Genomic DNA, 21,769 nt, shown 5'->3' with positions numbered 1-21,769 from the left:
CCCTCTGCGGCTGCGGCCTGAGGAGCGCCGAGGAATGTCATGGCACCGGCTGCGGTGGCGGAGCCGAGAAAACTTCTGCGCGTGCTCACTCACCGCATTCTTCCGGTTCGGATGCCGATGGCTCACGTGCCCGCGCCGAGAATGGAGAGACTGTCGCCATGACCGCGCATCTCATCTCCGTGATCGGAAGCAGCCCCGGCGTCGGCAAATCCACCCTGTGCCGGGCAGTGGCCGACTGGCTCACCGGCGCCGGCGCATCGGTCGACCATTTCGAGGAGGCCGACGTTCTCACGCGACCGGCCTTCCGCCCCGTCGCGGAGGAGTTCGCCGGCGGAGCCGCCGGAGCCGCCGGTGTCCGGCCCGCGACCCTCGTCGCGTGCACCCGGGCCTACGTCGAGGAGTCACTCGGGTCAGGCAAGGACCACCTGGTGACCGACGCCCTCCTGCCGTTCGTCCCGTCCCTCGTGGCATGGGGCCACGACGAGAACACGCTCATCCACGTCATGGCCGAACTGACCCGGGCCGTGGAACCCGCCGAGGTCACGGTGGTGTACGTCCACGACGACCCGGACACGGCACTGCGACGCGCCGTCGACCGGGAAGGCGCCGCCTGGGAGGACTGGTACGTGGCCAGACTCGCCGGTTCCCCCGGCACCCGGGCTGTTCATGACCTCGCCTCGGCCGCCGCGCACCTCCGCTACGAGGCGGACCTGACCCGCCGCCTCCTCGCACGGACCCCCTGGCGGCTTCTGACCGTGGATGCGGGAGATCTCAACGCCGAGAAGTCCTTCGCCCACACCCGTCACCACCTGACGGAAGCGCTGGGGCTTGCCGGACGGGCGGCCCCACCCTGCGCCAGGGGGGACCGCCCGAAGCGAACGTGACCCGGCCGACTAGGCCAGATCGTCGAACTCCCCGTCCTTCACCCCACCCAGGAACGCGCGCAGCTTGGCACGCGTGGTGCGGATGACGACGTCGGGGTTGTCGCTCTCACGCATCAGGATCTCGCCACCGAAATCAGCGAGTTCCAGGCAATTGTCCGACTCGGCATCCGCCGACTTGGACGACTTTCGCCACTGAATGTCCAATGCTTCTCACGCCTTCATACTTGTCGTGCGATTTCACCAATGAAGTCCCTCGAACTCAGCGGGTCGAGGGATCGGCCTTCGGTCCGGTCGAGCACAGCCCGAAAGTTCTGAAGCCGCACCTCGGCATCCACGAATCCGGACCCGGTCGGAGTGTCCGTCTGCACAGTGTCGAGCTGCGGCACGGGCCCGTACACATAGTGCGTCGAACTGCCGGAGTTCGGAAAGCCGCCTGCGGAGAACGGGATCACTCGCACGGTGACGTTGTCGCGTTGAGACTCCTTCAACAGGTGATCGAGCTGACTCAGCGCGACCTTCCTACCGCCGTACTGCATCCGCAGAGCAGCCTCATGGATCAGGAATGTGCAGGTGGGTGGGTTCGGCCGATCAAGTACGTCACGGCGCCTCAGGCGATGCGACAACCTGCGGCGAAGGTTCGACGGAGAGGGGACGGGCATGGCTTCGGCGTACACCGCACGCGCGTAGTCCTCGGTCTGGAGCAGACCGGGCATATGCATAATCTGCACCGCTCGAAACCCGATGGCGTGATGCTCCAACTCGGCCAGATCGAGCGCACCGCTGGGAAGTTCGCCACGGTAGTCCTCCCACCAGCCCTTGCCGCGCTCCTCAGCCATGCCTGCCAGCGCGTCGACGTACGCCTCGTCGGGGCACGCGTAGTGGTTGGCCCACATACGTACGCGCGAACTGCTGACGCCGAAGCGTCCGGCTTCGGTGTTGCTGATGGTGGTGCGGTCCGTGCCGAGCAGCCCTGCGGCCTCGGTGGGGGAGAGACCCGCGCGCTCCCGCATCCTGCGCAGTTCCGCACCCAGTCGGCACTGGCGGGCAGTCGGCGGCTTCCTCGGGGGCATCGGCTTCTCCTCTTGTCAGGCTCGGTGTGTCCATCGTCCCTCTAACGGGTCCACTTCCATCAGCGTTTAGCGATTCACATACAACAATTGATACACAGACGCTACGTTCCTCACCATGACCACCCGGCGCGCTGGTTGGTCCGAAGTGCAGCCGATCCGCGGCACGTTGAGACACGTCGCGACACGGCCATCGCCACGGACAACGAGCGAAGCACCCGTCCGAACGCAGAATGTGGGGAAACCAACATGTTCACCACCGCCCCAACCCCGCCCCTCCGTGCACCCTTTGGGAGCGAGCGATACCGCCTCACCCTTCCCAGCACCGCCAACGCCGCCAGGATCGCGCGGGACTTCGTCGGTTCGTTGCTGCGGGTGAGCCGGCATCTCAGCCTCGTGGACGACGCACGCCTCTGCGTCTCGGAGGTGGTCACCAACGCACACCGGCACACCCGTACGTCGCTGATCCGCGTCCAGGTCGCGGTCAACCGGAAGCGGGTCACCGTCTCCGTCGCGGATGAGGAGGCCTGCGCCGGGAACGCGCTCGCCGCTCTGCGGGCGGGGCCGGAACACGGCGGTGGAAGGGGCCTGTTGCTGGTGGAAAGCCTCGCACTCGCATGGGGCACCAACACGCTGGACGGCTGCCTGCCGGGGCACAAGGCCGTCTGGTTCACGCTGGGCCGGCCCGATCCGCAGCCGTGACGCCTCCCGTACCCTGCGGCGACGTACCGCACTGGGACTTCGTGGTCGTCGCCGTCGTCCTCGGCGCGCTCGCCGCCGGGCTGACCTTCGCGCCGGTGCCGCGTACGCGACCGGAAGACGCGGCGGGAGGGCGCGGACGACGGCCACCGCGTGGGCGGGACGCTTCCGGCTGAAGGCCGTCGCAACAACGCGATCCCGACGCCTCCGAGCACCTGGTCGAGCAGGGCCGCATCGAGAGCGGCGGCGTACGGAGACCAAGAAGGTGGGGGCGGCGGGCCCTTCCGGCCCACCGCCCCCACCCATGTACTCACGCACTCATGCGGTCACCCGCGTCACGGGGTCACTTGATGATCGTGATCCGGTCCGTGGCCGGCGGGGCCAGCGGGGCCGTCGCCGTGGAGTGGGCCGCCAGGTAGGTGTTGAACACGTCCAGGTCGGACGCGCCGACCAGCTTGTTCGTGCCCTGGCCGAGGGCCGCGAAGCCGTCGCCGCCGCCCGCGAGGAACTCGTTCATCGCGACGCGGTAGCTCTTCGCCGGGTCGATCGCCGCGCCGTCGAGCTTGATGGTGTCGGTGACCACGCGGGCCGCGCCCGTCTTCGTCATGTCCAGCGTGTAGGTGAGGCCCCTGGAGACCTGGAGGATCTTCGGGCTGGCCTCGTTGGAGCCGCTGACCTGCTGCTGAAGGGCCTCGACCAGCTGCGCGCCGGTCAGGTCGACCACGTTCATCATGTTGGTGAACGGCTGCACGGTGAACGCCTCGCCGTACGTCACCACCCCGTCGCCCTCACTGCCCGACGCCTTGTGCACCAGGTCCGAGCGGATGCCGCCCGGGTTCATGAACGCGACCTGGGCGCCGCCCTTGTCGGCCGGGGCCAGGCCCTCCAGCTGGGCGTCGGCGATCAGGTTGCCGAGCGGCTTCTCGGGGGCCGTGGAGCCGCGGCCGTTGATGTCGGCGGTGATCCAGCCCTGCGGCCTGTTGGCTATGGGAGCCGCGAGGGCGTTCCAGCGGGCGATCAGCTTCGTCATGTCGGTGGCCTTGGACTGCTCCCGGCTGACGACGTGGTTCGCGGACTTCACCGACGTACGGACGATGTCCTTGGTGCGGCGGTCGTAGGTGAGCGTCGTGTCGGTGTAGACCTTGCCGAACGAGGACGCCGAGGTGACCATGCGGGGCTTGCCCGCCGGGTCGGGGACGGTGCACACGTACGCCTGGTGGGTGTGGCCCGTGACGAGCGCGTCCACCTTCGGCGTGATGCCCTTGGCGATGTCGACGATCGGCCCGGAGATGCCGTCACCGGCGCCGGGGCTGTCGCAGTCGTAGTTGTACGAGGTGGAGGCCGGGGCCCCGCCCTCGTGGATCAGCGCGACGATCGACTTGACGCCCTTGCGGTCCAGTTCCCTGGCGTACTTGTTGATCGTCTCGACCTCGTCGTGGAACTTCAGGCCCTTGACGCCGTTGGCCGTGACGATGTTCGGGGTGCCCTCCAGGGTCACTCCGATGAAGCCGATCTTGACGCCGTTCTTCTTCCACACCGTGTACGGCTTGAGAAGCGGCTTGCCCGTCTTCTCCTTCGTCACGTTGGCCGCGAGGTAGGGGAAGTCCGCGCCCTTGAACTTCTTGCCCTTCTCGTAGCAGCCCTCCGTCGGGTGGCAGCCGCCGTTCTGGAGACGGGCCAGCTCGGTGGCGCCCTCGTCGAACTCGTGGTTGCCGACCGACGTGACATCGAGGTCGAGCCCGTTCAGCGCCTCGATCGTCGGCTCGTCGTGGAAGAGCCCCGACAGCAGCGGGCTCGCGCCCACCATGTCACCGCCCGCGGCCGTGACGGAGTAGCGGTTGCCCTCGCGCGCCTTGCGCAGCGAGGTGGCCAGGTACTCGACGCCACCGGCCGGAACCGACTTCACCGTGCCGTCGGCCTGCGTCTCGGAGACCGTGCCCGCGGAACCGGCCGGGGGCTCCAGGTTGCCGTGGAGGTCGTTGAAGGACAGCAGTTGCACGTCGACGGTACGGGGCTTGTGCCCGTGCCCGTGGCCGTGACCGTGGCCGTTGCCCCGGTCCTGGGCGCCGGCCGGCAGCGCGGCGACGAGCGCGCCCACGGTGGCCAGCCCGGCTGCGGCGGCGAGCACCCGCCGGGACGCACGGTTCTTCTGCGGAGTCGCTGACATCGGTCCCCTTGTGAGTTCAGCGGGAGGGTTGGGAAGTGGTCAAAAGTCTGAATCCTGCCTGCCGCAGCCTAGAGTCAACGCGCGTAGCGCAACAGGGGCTTTCGGGTTACGAGCTGGTTGCCCTTGAGGTCACAGGGAGGACCTAACGGTGCATATAACTCGTTTGGCTTACATATGCAGGCAGAAACGTCACGGCACTCACGTGTGGCGCAAGCCTGTACGGCATGGACAGCGAACTGACGGCCAAGGCCGTCGTACCGGGCGCACGGACGCCGGACCTGCCGCCGGGCTTCAACGAGATGGTCGACCAGCTGAAGTCGATCGTGCGGGGCGCGCATGTGCGCGCACAGCTCAAGGTCAACACCGAGATGCTGCTGATGTACTGGGAGATCGGGCGGACGATCCTGGAGCGGCAGAGCGGCAGAGCGGGGAGCGGTGGGGGACGAAGGTCATCGACCGCATCGCCACCGAGCTGCGGACGGAGTTCCCGAACCAGCGGGGGTTCAGCACCCGCAATCTCCAGTACATGCAGCAGATGGCGCGGACCTGGCCCGACTCAATTGCGCAACAAGCTGTTGCGCAATTGCCGTGGGGCCACGTCGCCCTCCTCATGAGCAAGTGCAAAACCCGCTTTGAGCTGGACTTCTACTGGAGCTCAAGACGCAAAAGGCCCGGCCCGAGCACTTCGGGCAGCTCGGGTTCTACGTGGCGGTGGTGGACGACCTGGTCCGGGACAAGGAACGCGACGAGCCCACCATCGGCATCCTCATCGCGGAGAGCCGCGACCGGGCCATGGTCGAGTACGCGTTGCGCGGTTCCAACCACCCACTGGCCGTCAGTACGTATGCCGGTCTGCCCGAGCGGGTCCGCGGGCTGCTGCCCAGTGCCGAGGATCTGTCGCGGATCGCGGATCAGGTGCTGCACGCCCCGCCCGGAGCCGTGTGACCCGCCTCGAAGCCGTCCGCCGTACGCTCGTACGCATGACGACTGATGTGCCCCTCCCCGCCCCCGGACGCGAGATTCAGACCCTCGACGCGCTCGACCCCGCGCAGGCCGAAGCCGTCCTCGACCTGCTCGGCGAGGCGGCCCGCTCCGACGGCAGGCAAGCGGTCTCCGAGCAGGGGCGGCTCCGACTCCGGGGCGGACACCGTGTGGGCGTGCGCCACCTCCTGCTCACCACCGGCGGCACCCTCGCCGGGTACGCCCAGCTGGAGGACACCGACCCCGTCGAAGCCCCCGCCGCCGAACTCGTCGTGCATCCCGCCCACCGGGGCCACGGGCACGGGCGGGCCCTGGGCGCCGCTCTCCTCGCCACGACCGGCAAGCGGCTGCGGGTGTGGGCGCACGGCGGTGGGTCCGCCGCCCGGCATCTGGCCCAGGTCCTCGGCCTCTCCCTCTTCCGCGAGCTGCGCCAGCTCCGGCGCACGCTGATCCCCCTCGACCTCGCCGCCCCGGTCCTGCCCGAGGGCGTCACCGTCCGCACCTTCGTGCCCGGACAGGACGACACCGCCTGGCTCGCCGTGAACAGCGCCGCCTTCGCCCACCACCCCGAGCAGGGCTCCCTGACCCAGCAGGACCTGGACGACCGCGAGGCGGAGTCCTGGTTCGACCCGAAGGGCTTCTTCCTGGCCGAGCGCGGGGGCGAGATCGTCGGCTTCCACTGGACCAAGGTGCACGCCCGGGAGCAGCTGGGCGAGGTGTACGTCGTCGGCATCAGGCCCGACGCGCAGGGCGGCGGCCTCGGCAAGGCGCTCACCGCGATCGGGCTGCGCCACCTGGCCGCCGAGGGGCTGCCCACCGCGATGCTCTACGTCGACGCCGACAACACGGCGGCCGTGACGGTGTACGAGCGGATGGGTTTCACCACCCACGAGGTGGACCTGATGTACCGCACGGAGTCCTGACCTGGCCTCATCTCCGGCAGGGGCGGCGCCACTTGACGCCGCCCCTTCTTTGCGCCACCCTTTCACTACTCAATTAGTGAAAGGGTGGTGAACATGGCAGAGTCCGCAGCGGTCGAGTTCCGCATCGACCGGCGCAGCGGCGTCGCCACCTACCTCCAGATCGTCCAGCAGACCAAGCAGGCCCTACGGCTGGGCGTGCTGGAGCCGGGCGACCGGCTGCCCACCGCACGGGAGGTCGTCGAAGCCACGGCCATCAACCCGAACACCGTGCTCAAGGCCTACCGCGAACTGGAGCGCGAAGGGCTCGTGGAAGCCCGTCGCGGGCTCGGCACCTTCGTGCGCCGGACCCTCGGCGGCGCCGCGGCCGACACCGACGCGCCGCTGCGCGCCGAACTCACCGACTGGGCCCGCCGGGCCCGGAAGGCCGGGCTGGAGAGGGACGACGTGAGCGCCCTCTTCACCGCCGTACTGGACAGCACATTCAAGGGGGACCAGCACGCATGACTGGCGCTGCGATCGAGGCGGACGGCCTCGGAATGACGTACGGGCGCAGAAAGCAATGGGCCCTGCGCGACTGCACCTTCCGGCTGCCCGCCGGACGGGTCTGCGCGCTCGTCGGGCCCAACGGGGCCGGCAAGTCCACGCTGCTCGCACTGGCGGCGGGACTGCGCGCACCGGGCGAGGGCACCGTGCGCGTCCTGGGCTCGTCCCCCGCCGAGGTCCGCGAACGGATCGCGTACGTCGCCCAGGAGAAGCCGCTGTACCCACAGCTCACGGTCGCGGACACGCTCTGGGCGGGCGGCGAACTGAACCCCGCCGCATGGGACCGGGACACCGCCGAACGCGTCGTCGGGGACCTCCCCCGCGACGCCCGGGTCCGTTCGCTCTCCGGCGGCCAGCGCACCCGGCTCGCCCTGGCCCTCGCGCTCGGCAAGCGGCCCGAACTGATGCTGCTCGACGAGCCGATGGCCGACCTCGACCCGCTCGTCCGCCACCGGCTGATGGGCGTCCTGATGGCGGAGGCCGCCGAGCACGGCACCACCATCGTGCTGTCCTCGCACATCCTCACCGAGCTGGAGGGCGCCTGCGACTACCTCCTGCTCGTCGACGGCGGGCGGGTCCGCCTCGGCGGCGAGACCGAGGACCTCGTCGGCGCGCACGCCCTGCTCACCGGCCAGGTCCGCGATCTGGCCCCGCACACCGTCGTCGAATCCCGCACCACGGGACGTCAGCTCACCGCGCTCGTACGGAAGGAGGGCCCGGTGGACGACACCGCCTGGGACATCACGGAACCCTCGCTGGAGGACCTGCTGCTCGCACACCTCCGCGCGCCCGACGCCCCGCCGCTGCTCACCCCCAGCGCGACGGCCCACACCTCCCGCGAGGCGGTGACCTCGGCATGAGCACCCTCACCCAGCACGGACCCGGCGCCCGCGACGGCGCACGCGAAGCTCCCCGCGCCGGCGCGCCCACCGAGGGCCTGCGCGGTTCCGTCCGCGTCCTGCTGCGCACGCACCGCCGCACCCTCCGGACGGCGGGGGCACTGCTCCTGCTCGGCGTCGGCGCGGTCGTGGCGCTGCGGATCTGGGTCGCGGTCGCGGCCTCCGAGGAGCGCTGCCCCGACGGGGACACCACCGTGTGCGGGGATGCCTTCTACGGGCCCACCAGCGCGCGCGTCAACGCCCAGACGTTCCTCGCCGACGGCGGCACCGTGGCACTGCTGCTCGCCGGACTCCTCGGCGTCTTCGTCGCGGGCCCGCTCATCGCCCGGGAGCTGGAGAGCGGCACCTTCAGAATGGCCTGGACCCAGTCGGTCACCCCCGCCCGGTGGCTGACCGTGCGCCTCGCCGTCCCGTTCGTCCTGGCCACGGCCGCGACCGCCGTGCTGGTCCCCGTGTACCGCTGGGGCTGGACGGGCCTCCAGCACAACCCGTTCTCCTGGGGGCTGCGCTGGTACGAGAACGCCGTCTACCTGAGCAGCGGCCCGGTCACCCTCGGCTACGCCCTGCTGGCCGTGGCTCTCGGCGCGCTCGTCGCCGTACTCGTACGCCGCACCCTCCCGGCCATGGCGGTCACCGCGCTCCTGGTCGGCGCCGTCGCCCTGACGATGACGCAGCTGCGTGAGCACCTCTGGCCGATCGCCCGGTTCTCGGGGAAGCCGAACCCGGACGACTTCTCCTGGTTCATCGACTCGGGCATGCTGACCGCCACCGGCAAGGCGGTGTACTGGAACGACTGCGCCCACGAGGCGTCCGCCGTCGGGGACATGACCGTGTGCATGCGCGAGCGCGGCGGCGTCACCCCGTTCACCGATGTCCACCCCTCCTCCCACTTCTGGCCGCTCCAGCTCGTCGAGACCGGCATCCTGCTCGCCGTCGCCGTGCTGGCCGTGTTCGTGGCCTTCCGGGTGCTGCGCCGCCTGCACGGCTGAGGAGAGCGCCCACCCGGCTACGCGCGCCGGTCAGGGCCCCGCGAGGGGCGGACCCGGACCGGCGCGCGTACGGTGGGCCCGGGCGCCCGGCCGGCCGGCGCACGGCCTCCGCCGCGTACGGTGGATTCGGGCCGCGCGGACCGCCGCACGGCCTCCGCGTACCGTGTGCGCGAGCCCCACCGGCAGGCACACCGCTTCCTGCATGTCATGTCGCCGTTACCGGCCATTCAGACACGCTTGCGACCCTCACGGGATGCAGCCAGCTGTGCCCACCCCCCGCAACGGGAGAGTCCCCCGGAAGGAACCCGGGAGAGCGCCCGGAACAGCGCGCGGAACCGAACCCGGCTTCCCCGGACCTTCCGCGATCTTTCCCGGCTCCGACGAGCCTGGAGGGCCGTACGCGCGGAACAATAGGTACATGAGCCAGCAGCCCAGCTCCGAGGTCCCCGCCCAGCCCACCCAGCCGTCCGTCGGTTCCCTCGCCGCGCACCGGCCGCATGCCACCGCCGCTTCCCACAACGTCGGCTTCTCCACCGCGGCCGACCTGGATCCCGACCTCGACGCCGACGCCGACGCGTACGAGCCCGACCGGGACGGCGACGAGCTTCCCCAGGGCCGTTTCCTCGACCGGGAGCGCAGCTGGCTCGCCTTCAACGAACGCGTCCTCGAACTCGCCGAGGATCCGGCCACACCGGTACTCGAACGGGCTAATTTCCTCGCCATCTTCGCCTCGAACCTGGACGAGTTCTTCATGGTCCGGGTGGCCGGACTCAAGCGCCGCATCGCCACCGGCGTCGCCACCCGCTCCGCGTCCGGGCTACAGCCCCGCGAGGTCCTCGAACTGATCTGGACCCGCTCGCGCGAACTCATGGCCCGGCACGCCGCCTGCTACCAGCAGGACATCGCACCGGCCCTGTCCGACGAGGGCATCCAGCTGATCCGCTGGCCGGAGCTGACCGAGAAGGAACAGGCCCGCCTGTTCACCTTCTTCCGCCAGCGGGTCTTCCCGGTCCTGACCCCGCTGGCCGTCGACCCGGCGCACCCCTTCCCGTACATCTCGGGCCTCTCGCTCAACCTCGCCGTCGTCGTACGCAACCCGGTCAGCGGCCACCGCCACTTCGCACGCGTCAAGGTGCCGCCGCTGCTGACCCGCTTCCTGGAGGCCTCCCCGCAGCGTTACGTCCCCATCGAGGACGTCATCGCCGCACATCTGGAGGAGCTCTTCCCGGGCATGGAGGTCCTCGCCCACCACATGTTCCGGGTCACCAGGAACGAGGACCTGGAGGTCGAGGAGGACGACGCCGAGAATCTCCTCCAGGCCCTGGAGAAGGAGCTCATGCGGCGCCGCTTCGGCCCGCCGGTCCGGCTGGAGGTCGAGGAGTCCATCGACCCGTACGTCCTGGACCTGCTGGTCCGCGAGCTGAAGGTGTCCGACGCCGAGGTCTACCCGCTGCCCGGCCCGCTCGACCTCACCGGACTCTTCGCCATCGCCTCCCTGGACCGGCCGGAGCTGAAGTTCCCCAAGTTCATCGCGGGCACCCACCGCGATCTCGCCGAGGTCGAATCCGCCTCCGCGCCCGACATATTCGCCGCCCTGCGCGAACGCGACGTGCTGCTGCACCACCCGTACGACTCGTTCTCCACCTCCGTCCAGGCGTTCCTGGAACAGGCGGCGGGCGACCCGGACGTGCTCGCGATCAAGCAGACGCTGTACCGGACCTCCGGCGACTCCCCGATAGTCGACGCCCTGATCGACGCGGCCGAGTCCGGCAAACAGGTCCTCGTCCTCGTCGAGATCAAGGCCCGCTTCGACGAGCAGGCCAACATCAAGTGGGCCCGCAAGCTGGAGGAGGCCGGCTGCCATGTCGTGTACGGCCTCGTAGGGCTGAAGACCCACTGCAAGCTCTCGCTCGTCGTCCGCCAGGAGGGCGACACCCTGCGCCGCTACTCCCACGTCGGCACCGGCAACTACCACCCCAAGACCGCCCGGCTGTACGAGGACCTCGGCCTGCTCACCGCGGACCCCCAGGTGGGCGCCGACCTCTCCGACCTGTTCAACCGGCTCTCCGGCTACTCCCGCCGCGAGACCTACCGCCGGCTGCTGGTCGCCCCGAAGTCCCTGCGCGACGGACTGATCACCCGTATCAACAAGGAGATCGCCCACCACCGCGCCGGGCGCCCCGCCTACGTCCGCTTCAAGGTCAACTCGATGGTCGACGAAGCGATCGTGGACGCCTGCTACCGGGCCGCGATGGCCGGCGTGCCGGTCGACATCTGGGTACGCGGGATCTGCGCGATCCGCCCCGGTGTCACCGGCCTCTCCGAGAACATCCGGGTCCGCTCGATACTGGGCCGCTTCCTCGAACACTCACGGGTCTTCTCCTTCGGCAACGGAGGCGAACCCGAGGTGTGGTTCGGCAGCGCCGACATGATGCACCGCAACCTCGACCGCCGGATCGAAGCACTGGTCCGGGTCACCGACCCCGCCCACCGCGCCGCGCTCAGCCGGCTCCTGGAGACCGGCATGGCCGACACCACCTCCTCCTGGCACCTGGGTCCCGACGGCAACTGGACCCGGCACGCCACGGACGCGGACGGCCAGCCGCTGCGGCACGTACAGGAAATGCTCATTGATGCCCGGAGGCGCCGGCGTGCGACGCCCTGACCACCAGACGACGACGCGGGACCCCGCGGACCTGAGCGCGGAGGCGGTCCTCGCGCCCTACCTCCGGGCGCAGGCCGCGGACTTCCTGCGCAGCCTGCGCCTGCACCGCGAGCACAGCGCCCCGACGGACCCCGGTCAAGGGGGAGCCGACGCGGCCGCGAGCGCGCTGCGCCGGTCCGCCCGCCGGATCAGCGGCTCGCTGCACACCTTCCGCGGGGTGCTCGACCCCGTCTGGGCCGACCAGCTCCGTACGGAACTGGCCTGGCTCTCCGGCACACTCGCCCGCGAGCACGCCTACTCCACCAGGCTCGTCCGGCTGCTCGAAGCCCTGCACCGGCTCTCGGGCGCCGCCCTGCCCGCGGCACGCTCCTCCGCCACGGCTCCGGCATCCGCGTCCCCGGCCGCCCCGGGCCAGGAACGGGCCGCGCTCGGCGTCGGGGCGGCCCGGGCCGGGGCGCTCCTGGAACGCCAGCTGACCCTGGCCCGGACCCGCGCCCACTCCGCCGCCCTCCAGGCGCTGGGCTCCTCCCGCTTCCACGCGGTCGCCGACGCCGTCGCCCTGCTGGCCTCCGAGGTCCCGCTGGCGGCCGGGGCCACGGGTCCGGCCGCCGAAGCCCTCCTGGAGTCGGCCGAACGGGCCGAGCAGCGGCTGCTCGGTGCGGTCGCGGCGCTGCCGCCCGACGAGACGGCCGAGCCGTACAACGAGGCGCAGGACGCGCCCTGGCACCAGGCCCGCCTGCTGCTGCGGCTGCACCGTTACGCCCACGAGGTGGTGCTGGGCGCGCCCGATCCGGTCCTGGCCGGGGCGGGGAACGCCCTCGATCTCCACCGGGACGCGGCGGAGGCGGCAGCGGCGGCGGCAGCGGCGGCCCGCACCCCGCGGATCGCCCCGGCGACGGCGTACGCCCTCGGAGTGCTCCACGCGGACCAGCGGCACGAGGTGGAGGCGGCCCGCGGGGTGTTCCGGGAGACCTGGCCGTACGCGGCGGCCGCGACCGCGCCATGAGCGGGGCGACGTCCCACCCGGACGCTGACGGTGGCCACGCGGCGGACGGCGCGGGTCCGGTACCGGACGGCGACCGCGACCGCGGCGGCGCGGCGGACGGCGCGGGTCCGGCGCCGGACCCGGCGCCCGTGCTGGCCGCGGGCTGTGTGCTGTGGCGCCGGTCCCCGTACGACGGCGGGCCGGAGATCTGTCTCGTGCACCGGCCGAAATATGACGACTGGTCGTTCCCCAAAGGGAAGCTGAAGCGGGGCGAGGCCGCGTTGGACGGCGCCCTGCGCGAGGTCCTGGAGGAGACCGGCCACCACTGCACCCCGGGGACCCGGCTCCCGACGTCGCGGTACGTGGTCAACGGCCGGCCCAAGGAGGTCGCGTACTGGGCGGCCGAGGCCACCAGCGGCGCCTTCGCCCCCAACGACGAGGTGGACCGCCTCGCCTGGCTCTCCCCCACGGCCGCGCGCAACCGGCTGACCCGCCCGCGGGACCGGGACCAGCTGGAAGCGGCCCTCCCGGACCTCCTCCCGCACGCCTGACCTGTGCCCGACCCACCCCTGACCTGCTCCTGACCTGCTCCTGACCTGCTCCTGACCTGCCCCTGGGCGGCTCGTGGGCGGCTCGTGGGCGGCTCCTCAGCCGGTTCCTGACCTGCCTCGGACCGGCTCATCGTGGGCCGCCCCCCGTCTGTCCGACACGGTTCACCTTCCGTTCACTCTCTTCCGTGGGCCGCTTCACCTGTTCTGCCTAATTTCGGACGTACAAGGTGCGCGGCGCCAAGCCGCAACACCGATCCTCATCGCACGCCGTCGTAGAACGAACAGACCACGGCGGCTCCTGGAAGGAACACCCGAAAGTGAAGCTTCAGCGCAAGAACCGGCTTCGTGCCACCGCGCTCGGTGCCCTCGCCGTCTCCGGCGCCCTGGTCCTCACGGCGTGCGGTTCGGACAACAACAGCGGCGACGGCAGCACCGGCGGCAGCGGCGAGAAGACGAGCGCTGCGTCGAACATCAAGTGCGACGACGCCAAGGGCCAGCTGCGCGCGTCCGGCTCCAGCGCACAGAAGAACGCCATGGACCTCTGGGTCAAGAACTACATGGCCGCCTGTTCCGGTGTGGAGATCAACTACAAGTCCTCCTCCTCCGGCGAAGGCATCATCGCCTTCAACCAGGGCACCGTCGGCTTCGCCGGCTCCGACTCGGCGCTGAAGCCCGAAGAGGTCGCCGACTCGAAGAAGACCTGCAAGACCGGCCAGGGCATCAACCTCCCGATGGTCGGCGGCCCGATCGCGATCGGCTTCCACCTGGAGGGTGTCGACAGCCTCACGCTGGACGCCCCCACGCTCGCCAAGATCTTCAACAACAAGATCAAGAAGTGGAACGACCCGGCGATCGCCAAGCTCAACGACGGCGCCAAGCTCCCGGACAAGGCCATCCAGGCCTTCCACCGCTCCGAGGACTCCGGCACCACGCAGAACCTCGGCAAGTACCTCGCCGCCACCGCCCCGAGCGACTGGAAGTACGAGGCCGAGAAGAAGTGGCCGGCCCCCGGTGGCCAGGCCGCGTCCGGCTCCTCCGGCGTCGCCGCCCAGGTGAAGCAGGTCGACGGCGCGATCGGTTACTTCGAGCTCTCCTACGCCGCCTCGCAGAGCATCTCCACCGTCGACATCAACACCGGCGGCTCCGCCCCGGTCAAGGCCACCTCGGAGAACGCCTCCAAGGCCATCGCCGCCGCCAAGGTCAAGGGCACCGGCAAGGACCTGGCGCTCGACCTGGACTACACCACCAAGGCCGAGGGTGCCTACCCGCTGGTCCTGGTGACGTACGAGGTCGTCTGCGACACCGGCAACAAGGCCGACACCCTCGGCACGGTCAAGTCCTTCCTGACCTACACCGCCTCCGACGAGGGCCAGAAGGTCCTCACCGAGGCCGGCTACGCCCCGATCCCCGCCGAGATCAACGCCAAGGTCCGCGAGACCATCGGCAGCCTTTCCTAACCGAACGGCACACCCGCAACACCTGCACCACACGCACCACCCGGCAGGCCGGTCCGGCGCACCCCTCCGGACCGGCCCGCCACCCCCTCTCCCACAGCAACACCGCGACACCAGCCCCACCGCGACACACGCACTGCCCGCCCCACCCGCTCCACCCTCTCCATCCGCCCCACTCCATCCGGTGCACCGCCGCCAGGGGAGCGCACCGCTCCCCCACACAGACCGGAAAAACCATGGCTTCCACCACACCGATAGACACGCCACCGGCCCCGCCGGTCCGACGAACGCCCCCCACCAAGTCCACCGGGCGCACAGGCGACAAGATCTTCCTGGGCCTCTCGCGGGGTTCGGGCATTCTGCTGCTCGTGCTCATGGCGTCGATCGCCGTGTTCCTCAGCTACCGCGCCGTCCTGGCCGTCTCGAAGGACGAGGGCAACTTCCTCACGACCTTCGACTGGAACCCGGCCGGTGACCCGCCGGTCTTCGGTATCGCGGTCCTGCTCTTCGGCACCGTCGTCAGCTCGATCATCGCGATGCTCATCGCGGTTCCGATCGCTGTCGGCATCGCCCTCTTCATCTCGCACTACGCGCCGCGCAAGCTGGCCGCACCCCTCGCGTACGTCGTCGATCTGCTCGCCGCCGTACCGAGCATCGTCTACGGCATCTGGGGCGCGCTCGTCCTCGTGCCGTACCTGGAGGGCCTGAACCTCTGGCTCGACCAGTTCTTCGGCTGGACGTACATCTTCGAGAAGACCGAGGTCGGCGTCGCCCGCTCGCTCTTCACCGTCGGCATCCTGCTGGCCATCATGATCCTGCCGATCGTGACCAGCGTCAGCCGCGAGGTCTTCCTCCAGGTCCCGAAGATGAACGAGGAAGCCGCGCTCGCCCTCGGCGCCACCCGCTGGGAGGTCATCCGCCTCTCGGTGCTGCCCTTCGGCCGCTCCGGCGTGATCTCCGCCTCGATGCTGGGTCTGGGCCGGGCGCTCGGCGAGACGATGGCCGTCGCCACGGTCCTGTCGCCGAGCTTCCTGATCTCGCTCCATGTGCTCAACCCGGGCGGCGGGACGTTCGCCCAGAACATCGCCGCGAAGTTCGACGAGGCCGACGCCTTCGGGCGCGACGCCCTGATCGCCTCCGGACTCGTCCTCTTCGTCCTCACCCTGCTCGTCAACGGCGCGGCCCGGCTCATCATCGCCCGCCGCAAGGAGTACTCGGGGGCCAACGCATGAGCCACGCACCTACCAGTGTCGAGGAACGCCCGAAGCCCGTGACGACGACCGAGCCGAAGAACAGCCTCAGCAGCCGGACCCTGCCCCGCCTGGCCCCGCTCGGCTTCGCCGCGGTGGCCCTCGCCCTCGGCGTCGGCATCGGCGTGGCCGCCGGCTGGCACAGCCGCACCCAGTGGGGGCTGATCTCCGCCCTGCTCTTCCTGGTGATCTCGTACGTGGCGACCACCGTCGTCGAGAACCAGCGTCAGGCCAAGGACCGCCTCGCCACCAGCGTGGTGTGGGTCTGCTTCCTGATCGCCGTCGTCCCGCTCGCCTCGCTGCTCTGGACCACCGTCAGCCGCGGCGCGGAGCGTCTGGACGGATACTTCCTGACCCACTCCATGGCCGGAGTGCTCGGCTCCGAGGCCAGCGGCGGTGTCTACCACGCGCTGATCGGCACCCTGGAGCAGGTCGGCATCGCCACGGCGATCTCCGCCCCGATCGGTCTGCTGACCGCCGTCTACCTGGTGGAGTACGGCAAGGGCGCCCTCGCCAAGGCCGTCACCTTCTTCGTCGACGTGATGACCGGTATCCCGTCGATCGTGGCCGGACTCTTCATCCTCTCGATCATGCTGATGGCCGGGCTCCAGCCGTCCGGTCTGATGGGCGCACTGGCCCTGACGATCCTGATGGTCCCGGTCGTGGTCCGCTCCACGGAGGAGATGCTCAAGCTCGTCCCCAACGAGCTCCGCGAGGCGTCCCTCGCCCTCGGCATCCCGAAGTGGCGCACCATCCTGAAGGTGGTCCTGCCGACCGCGATCGGTGGCATCACGACCGGCGTCATGCTCGCCATCGCCCGCATCGCCGGTGAGACCGCCCCGATCATGCTGCTGGTCTTCGGCAGCCAGCTGATCAACCCGAACCCCTTCGAAGGCGCTCAGTCCTCGCTCCCCTTCTACATCTGGGAGCAGTACAAGATCGGCGAGCCCGCCGCGTACGACCGTGCCTGGGCCGCTGCCCTGGTCCTGATCGCCTTCGTCATGATCCTCAATCTCGTGGCCCGCGGCATCGCCCGCTGGAAGGCCCCGAAGACCGGTCGCTGACGCGGCCACCAGCGACCTCCCGAAAGAAGCAGTGATCTGATCATGGCCAAGCGCATCGACATCAGCGGACTGACCGCCTACTACGGCAGCCACAAGGCCATCGAGGACATCTCGATGACCGTGGAGCCCCGCTCCGTGACCGCCTTCATCGGCCCGTCCGGCTGCGGCAAGTCCACCTTCCTGCGCACCCTGAACCGGATGCACGAGGTCACCCCCGGCGGCCGCGTCGAGGGCAAGGTGCTGCTGGACGACGAGGACCTCTACGGCTCGAACGTCGACCCCGTCACCGTGCGCCGCACGGTCGGCATGGTCTTCCAGCGCCCGAACCCGTTCCCGACCATGTCGATCTTCGACAACGTCGCGGCGGGCCTGCGCCTGAACGGCGGCTACCGCAAGAACGAGCTGAACGACACGGTCGAGAAGTCCCTGCGCGGCGCGAACCTCTGGAACGAGGTCAAGGACCGCCTCAACAAGCCCGGCTCCGGGCTCTCCGGCGGCCAGCAGCAGCGCCTGTGCATCGCCCGCGCCATCGCGGTCGAGCCGGACGTCCTGCTGATGGACGAGCCGTGCTCCGCCCTCGACCCGATCTCGACCCTCGCCATCGAGGACCTGATCGGCGAGCTGAAGGAGCGCTTCACGATCGTCATCGTGACGCACAACATGCAGCAGGCGGCCCGTGTCTCGGACCGCACGGCGTTCTTCAACCTCTCGGCGGTGGGCAAGCCCGGCCGCCTCATCGAGATAGACGAGACGGAGCGGATCTTCTCCAACCCGTCGGTCCAGGCCACGGAGGACTACATCTCCGGCCGCTTCGGATAACCCCCAGACGGCCTTGCGGTGCTGCATGGCGGTGCCACCACAAGGCAAAAGGGTCCGCCCCCGCTCTCCGGAGAGAGAACGGGGGCGGACCCATATGACTACCCGATCGGCTGTGCGTACCCGATCAGCCGAACAGCAGGACGACGATCCCGTAGCTCAGCGCGGCGACGAGCGCCGCGGCCGGCATGGTGATGAACCAGCCGAGGATGATGTTCTTCGCCACGCCCCACCGCACCGCGTTCACCCGCTTGGTGGCACCGACACCCATGATCGCCGAGGTGATGACATGCGTCGTGGAGATCGGCGCGTGGAACAGGAACGCGGAGCCGAACATGATCGAGGCACCGGTCGTCTCGGCCGCGAAGCCCTGCGGCGGATCCAGCTCGATGATCTTGCGGCCGAGGGTACGCATGATGCGCCAGCCGCCCGCGTACGTACCGAGCGAGAGCATCAGCGCACAGGCGATCTTCACCCAGACCGGGATCTCGTCGTTCGGTCCCTCGACATCGGCGATGACGAGCGCCATCACGACGATGCCCATCGTCTTCTGCGCGTCCTGGAGGCCGTGCCCGAGCGCCATGCCGGCCGCCGAGACCGTCTGCGCGATCCGGAAGCCGCGCTTGGCCTTGTGCGGGTTGGCGTTCCGGAACATCCACATGATCGCGACCATCACCAGATAGCCGACGACCAGGCCGACGATCGGCGAGAGGAACATCGGGATGACGATCTTCTCCAGCACCCCGTCCCAGTGCACCATCGTCCCGCCGGCCAGTGCCGCACCGACCATGCCGCCGAACAGCGCGTGCGAGGAGGAGGACGGCAGGCCGTAGTACCAGGTGACGAGGTTCCAGATGATCGCGCCGACCAGCGCCGCGAACAGGATGCCCATCCCCTTCTGCCCCTGGGGCGTGGCGATGAGCCCTTCACTGACGGTCTTGGCGACCCCCTGGCCCAGGAAGGCGCCCGCGAGGTTCATCACGGCGGCCATCGCCAGGGCCGCCCGCGGGGTCAGCGCCCGGGTGGAGACCGAGGTGGCGATGGCGTTCGCCGAGTCGTGGAAGCCGTTCGTATAGGTGAAGCCGAGCGCGACACCAATGGTCACGATCAGCGCAAAGGTGTCCACGTGGTTCAGGACTCCTTGACCGCGATGGTCTCCACGGTGTTGGCGACGTGCTCGAACGCGTCAGCCGCCTCTTCCAGTACGTCCACGATCTGCTTGAGCTTCAGAACCTCCATGGCGTCGTACTTGCCATTGAAGAGCTGGGCGAGCAGCTTGCGGTGGATCTGGTCGGCCTGGTTCTCCAGACGGTTGACCTCGATCCAGTACTCGGTGAGGTTCTCCATGGTGCGCAGGCTCGGCATGGCCTCGGCGGTCAGCTCCGCAGCGCGGGCCAGCACCTCGATCTGCTGCTCGACACCCTTGGGGAGCTCTTCGACCTGGTACAGCACGACCAGGTCGACGGCCTCCTCCATGAAGTCCATGATGTCGTCGAGCGACGAAGCGAGGTTGTAGATGTCCTCGCGGTCGAACGGCGTGATGAAGGAGGAGTTGAGCTGGTGGAAGATCGCGTGGGTGGCATCGTCCCCCGCGTGCTCCGCTGCCCGCATACGCTCCGCGATCTCGACTCGGGAGGCAGAATCCGCCCCGAGCAGTTCCATGAGGAGTTTCGAGCCCGTGACGATGTTGTCCGCAGACGCGGAAAACATGTCGTAGAAGCTCGTCTCCCTGGGGGTCAGACGAAAGCGCACGTGGGGTCCTCGGGGTGCTTTGGATTCGGTCAGGCTGATGCTAGGCGCATCATCCGGCCACGGCTAACCGGCCTTGTCAGTGTCGCCCATCGGGCACAGTGATCAGCACGGGGCCCCGGTCACGTTTCGGCTGGATTCGTTACGATATACCCAGCAGGGGTATGTCGGACGTAGGCAAAGAGGACAACGGGAGGACGCAATGACGGACGCGATGACCACGGCCGAGGCCACGGACTCGGCACAGACAGCGGACCCGGCGGCCGCGGAAACAGCGGCGGCGGCACCGGCCGAGGTCCTCACCGACCACGACCGCGGCATCCACGGCTACCACCACCAGAAGGACGAGCACCTCAAGCGGCTGCGCCGGATCGAGGGCCAGATCCGCGGCCTCCAGCGCATGGTCGACGAGGACGTCTACTGCATCGACATACTCACGCAGGTCTCGGCCTCCACCAAGGCCCTCCAGTCCTTCGCGCTCCAGCTCCTGGAGGAGCATCTGCGCCACTGCGTCGCCGACGCCTCGGTCAAGGGCGGCGGGGAGATCGACGCGAAGGTCGAGGAGGCCACGAAGGCGATCGCCCGGCTGCTCCGTACATGAGCCGGTGTACGAAGGCCCGCGGCGCGCGGGATGTCACCCCCGGCAACCGGCCTGCCGGGGGACCGACGTCCGCTGCCCGCCGACGCCGCAGCCGTCCCGGGTGTCCCTGACGTCCCGGGCGTCCCTGACGTCCCGGGCGTCCCTCCGGACGTCACCACGGGCATCGGCCCGGACATCGGACCTGAAATCAGTCCGCACGTCCCCCCGGGCATCGGCCCTCGCCTCTCCCCGGGCGTCTCCCCGAACGTCGAGCACCTCGTCGATACGGTCCGGACTGAGGCGTTCCTCACGGCTGGCCGACGCCGCGATCATCAGCTCACCGCACCATTCGATCTCGGCGAGAGCCACACAGTCCTGAGCGTTCGGAGCGCTGAGCGTCACCACCTGCGTCACCTCTCTCTGCCGTATCACCGCCGTCGCCGACCCTTGGCGTACCGCTTCCTAGCGTAGGGATCGCGATACGCGCCGCGCATGGCACGGACGGACCATTTCGGCCACCCAACCGGACCCCACGCACCACACCCCGTCGCTCCCGGCCCCGTCCGCCGCACCGGCTCCGTCCGATCCCGCGCGCATATCAGCTCTGTCTGATCCTGCCGGTATAGATGTGCGCATCGTCCGGCAACGTCACGGTGACCGTCGCCCCGAACCCGTACAGGAGCATGGTCGAGACCACGGACACCGCGGGCCCCTCGGCGGCGAAGCTGAAGCGGTGGCGCACCTTCCGCAGCCGTCCCTCGTCGTCCAGATACGCGTCGAACGGCACCGCGTCCCTGCTGAACCCTTTCGCCGCCGCGGCCAGCGCACCGCGTGACAGTGGTGAGGCCGCCATCGCCGCGCGCCCCAGATCCGCGACGCCCCGGTAGTGACGCACCGCCACCCCGGCCAGCTCCGTCCTCCCCCGGTACGTCACCTCCCGTGCGCCGCGCAGCAGTTCGGCCGCGGCCATCGGATCGGTGACCCCACCGGTGACGAGATTGCCGTCCTCCAGAGCCGTCGTGTCGACCCTGACCCACTTGTCGTCGGGGACTCCGGCGCCGCGGTGCTTCATATAGAGGGCCCCGGGGGCCAGCAGCTCGATGATCGGCCGGTGCCCGTCGGCACCCGCGGCGTCCTTCGGGAGCACGACCTTGATCTGCCCGAGCTGTCTGCGGAAGTCGTACGTCCCCTGTCCCCTGATCGTCACCCGGGTCCCGCCGACCGCCGTCTCCATGGACGTACGGGTCTCCGCGCCACCCGCCTCCGCCAGCACATCGGCCGCCTGCCCGAGCACAACGGCCGGACGCTCCGCGGACACCGCACGGCCGCCGGCCCCCGCCCCGCCGCTGCCACCACCGCCACCGCCCGCACACCCGGCGGCCACCGCCATCACACCCGCCACCGCGAGGGCACGGACCGCCAGGGGCCCGCCTCCGCACCTGTGCTGCCGCACCACCATCGCCTGCCAACCCCCAACGACTTACCACCCGACCGAGCCCTCAC

The 21,769-nt window shown here is 69.8% G+C and carries 23 protein-coding genes and 1 pseudogene; 17 read left to right on the top strand and 7 right to left on the bottom strand.

Features of this window, described 5'->3' with window-relative positions; translation table 11 throughout:
* Positions 1-158: 158 nt before the first annotated feature.
* The gene (locus OG251_RS21715; RefSeq protein WP_326678733.1) at positions 159-884 is read left to right on the top strand and encodes a hypothetical protein; all 726 of its coding nucleotides are present in this window, start codon (positions 159-161) and stop codon (positions 882-884) included.
* Positions 885-893: 9 nt separating this feature from the next.
* On the opposite strand, the gene OG251_RS21710 is transcribed toward OG251_RS21715, so the two are convergent.
* Both OG251_RS21710 and OG251_RS21705 read right to left on the bottom strand, forming a co-directional pair.
* Positions 894-1,088: a DUF397 domain-containing protein gene (locus OG251_RS21710; RefSeq protein ID WP_326678732.1), complete on the bottom strand. Its 195-nt coding sequence runs from the start codon at positions 1,086-1,088 to the stop codon at positions 894-896.
* Positions 1,089-1,102: 14 nt separating this feature from the next.
* Positions 1,103-1,954 carry a helix-turn-helix domain-containing protein gene (locus tag OG251_RS21705; protein ID WP_326678731.1) on the bottom strand — a complete coding sequence of 284 codons (852 nt, stop codon included), beginning with the start codon at positions 1,952-1,954 and terminating at the stop codon, positions 1,103-1,105.
* A gap of 246 nt (positions 1,955-2,200) precedes the next feature.
* Here OG251_RS21705 and OG251_RS21700 point away from each other — a divergent pair, with 246 nt between their 5' ends.
* Together OG251_RS21700 and OG251_RS21695 are read left to right on the top strand one after the other, a co-directional pair.
* Positions 2,201-2,653, top strand: coding sequence for an ATP-binding protein (locus tag OG251_RS21700; RefSeq protein ID WP_326678730.1), 453 nt, complete (start codon positions 2,201-2,203; stop codon positions 2,651-2,653).
* Positions 2,650-2,826, top strand: a complete 177-nt coding sequence (locus OG251_RS21695) for a hypothetical protein (protein WP_326678729.1) — start codon at positions 2,650-2,652, stop codon at positions 2,824-2,826. Before OG251_RS21700 ends, OG251_RS21695 begins: the two co-directional genes overlap by 4 nt.
* Before the next feature lie 167 nt (positions 2,827-2,993).
* Here OG251_RS21695 and OG251_RS21690 read toward each other — a convergent pair whose 3' ends face one another.
* Positions 2,994-4,817, bottom strand: coding sequence for a bifunctional metallophosphatase/5'-nucleotidase (locus OG251_RS21690; RefSeq protein ID WP_326678728.1), 1,824 nt, complete (start codon positions 4,815-4,817; stop codon positions 2,994-2,996).
* 148 nt (positions 4,818-4,965) lie between these two features.
* On the opposite strand from OG251_RS21690, the pseudogene OG251_RS21685 reads away from it, so the two are divergent.
* From OG251_RS21685 to pstB, 13 genes and pseudogenes are all read left to right on the top strand, one after another.
* Positions 4,966-5,415 (top strand): annotated as a pseudogene (locus OG251_RS21685) (DUF1016 N-terminal domain-containing protein); the annotation flags it as partial.
* A gap of 107 nt (positions 5,416-5,522) precedes the next feature.
* Entirely contained in the window at positions 5,523-5,762 is a 240-nt protein-coding gene (locus OG251_RS21680) for a PDDEXK nuclease domain-containing protein (RefSeq protein WP_326678727.1), read from the top strand.
* Positions 5,763-5,797: 35 nt separating this feature from the next.
* Entirely contained in the window at positions 5,798-6,721 is a 924-nt protein-coding gene (mshD, locus tag OG251_RS21675) for a mycothiol synthase (protein ID WP_326678726.1), read from the top strand.
* Between the two features lie 93 nt (positions 6,722-6,814).
* A complete protein-coding gene (locus tag OG251_RS21670) occupies positions 6,815-7,225 on the top strand; it encodes a GntR family transcriptional regulator (protein ID WP_326678725.1) in 411 nt (136 codons plus the stop codon).
* Entirely contained in the window at positions 7,222-8,124 is a 903-nt protein-coding gene (locus OG251_RS21665; RefSeq protein ID WP_326678724.1) for an ABC transporter ATP-binding protein, read from the top strand. Before OG251_RS21670 ends, OG251_RS21665 begins: the two co-directional genes overlap by 4 nt.
* Positions 8,121-9,152 (top strand): ABC transporter permease, encoded by a 1,032-nt coding sequence (locus tag OG251_RS21660; RefSeq protein WP_326678723.1) that lies wholly within the window; start codon positions 8,121-8,123, stop codon positions 9,150-9,152. The genes OG251_RS21665 and OG251_RS21660 overlap by 4 nt, the downstream gene beginning before the upstream one ends.
* 418 nt (positions 9,153-9,570) lie before the next feature.
* Entirely contained in the window at positions 9,571-11,817 is a 2,247-nt protein-coding gene (locus OG251_RS21655; RefSeq protein WP_326678722.1) for an RNA degradosome polyphosphate kinase, read from the top strand.
* Positions 11,783-12,823 carry a CHAD domain-containing protein gene (locus tag OG251_RS21650; RefSeq protein WP_399592750.1) on the top strand — a complete coding sequence of 347 codons (1,041 nt, stop codon included), beginning with the start codon at positions 11,783-11,785 and terminating at the stop codon, positions 12,821-12,823. Before OG251_RS21655 ends, OG251_RS21650 begins: the two co-directional genes overlap by 35 nt.
* Positions 12,820-13,353: an NUDIX hydrolase gene (locus tag OG251_RS21645; protein WP_442818356.1), complete on the top strand. Its 534-nt coding sequence runs from the start codon at positions 12,820-12,822 to the stop codon at positions 13,351-13,353. Before OG251_RS21650 ends, OG251_RS21645 begins: the two co-directional genes overlap by 4 nt.
* A 317-nt stretch (positions 13,354-13,670) precedes the next feature.
* Entirely contained in the window at positions 13,671-14,810 is a 1,140-nt protein-coding gene (pstS, locus tag OG251_RS21640) for a phosphate ABC transporter substrate-binding protein PstS (RefSeq protein WP_326678720.1), read from the top strand.
* 233 nt (positions 14,811-15,043) lie between these two features.
* Positions 15,044-16,039, top strand: coding sequence for a phosphate ABC transporter permease subunit PstC (gene pstC, locus OG251_RS21635; RefSeq protein ID WP_326678719.1), 996 nt, complete (start codon positions 15,044-15,046; stop codon positions 16,037-16,039).
* Entirely contained in the window at positions 16,036-17,121 is a 1,086-nt protein-coding gene (pstA, locus tag OG251_RS21630; RefSeq protein WP_326678718.1) for a phosphate ABC transporter permease PstA, read from the top strand. The genes pstC and pstA overlap by 4 nt, the downstream gene beginning before the upstream one ends.
* Before the next feature lie 42 nt (positions 17,122-17,163).
* Positions 17,164-17,940 (top strand): phosphate ABC transporter ATP-binding protein PstB, encoded by a 777-nt coding sequence (gene pstB / locus OG251_RS21625; protein ID WP_073720503.1) that lies wholly within the window; start codon positions 17,164-17,166, stop codon positions 17,938-17,940.
* Positions 17,941-18,064: 124 nt separating this feature from the next.
* On the opposite strand, the gene OG251_RS21620 is transcribed toward pstB, so the two are convergent.
* Both OG251_RS21620 and OG251_RS21615 read right to left on the bottom strand, forming a co-directional pair.
* Complete coding sequence (locus OG251_RS21620; protein WP_073720504.1) at positions 18,065-19,063, bottom strand: inorganic phosphate transporter; 999 nt, start codon at positions 19,061-19,063, stop codon at positions 18,065-18,067.
* A gap of 5 nt (positions 19,064-19,068) precedes the next feature.
* Positions 19,069-19,689 carry a DUF47 domain-containing protein gene (locus OG251_RS21615; protein WP_073720505.1) on the bottom strand — a complete coding sequence of 207 codons (621 nt, stop codon included), beginning with the start codon at positions 19,687-19,689 and terminating at the stop codon, positions 19,069-19,071.
* Between the two features lie 211 nt (positions 19,690-19,900).
* On the opposite strand from OG251_RS21615, the gene OG251_RS21610 reads away from it, so the two are divergent.
* Positions 19,901-20,287: a metal-sensitive transcriptional regulator gene (locus tag OG251_RS21610; RefSeq protein WP_326681346.1), complete on the top strand. Its 387-nt coding sequence runs from the start codon at positions 19,901-19,903 to the stop codon at positions 20,285-20,287.
* 33 nt (positions 20,288-20,320) lie between these two features.
* Here OG251_RS21610 and OG251_RS21605 read toward each other — a convergent pair whose 3' ends face one another.
* Both OG251_RS21605 and OG251_RS21600 read right to left on the bottom strand, forming a co-directional pair.
* Complete coding sequence (locus OG251_RS21605) at positions 20,321-20,635, bottom strand: hypothetical protein (protein ID WP_326681540.1); 315 nt, start codon at positions 20,633-20,635, stop codon at positions 20,321-20,323.
* Positions 20,636-20,864: 229 nt separating this feature from the next.
* Positions 20,865-21,725, bottom strand: a complete 861-nt coding sequence (locus tag OG251_RS21600) for a hypothetical protein (RefSeq protein ID WP_326678717.1) — start codon at positions 21,723-21,725, stop codon at positions 20,865-20,867.
* Positions 21,726-21,769: the final 44 nt, after the last annotated feature.

The organism is Streptomyces sp. NBC_01237 (assembly GCF_035917275.1).
In the GTDB taxonomy this organism is placed as follows: Bacteria; Actinomycetota; Actinomycetes; order Streptomycetales; family Streptomycetaceae; genus Streptomyces.
The sequence above is the reverse complement of the archived record's forward strand: the minus strand, read 5'-3'. Positions and strand labels throughout refer to the sequence as shown.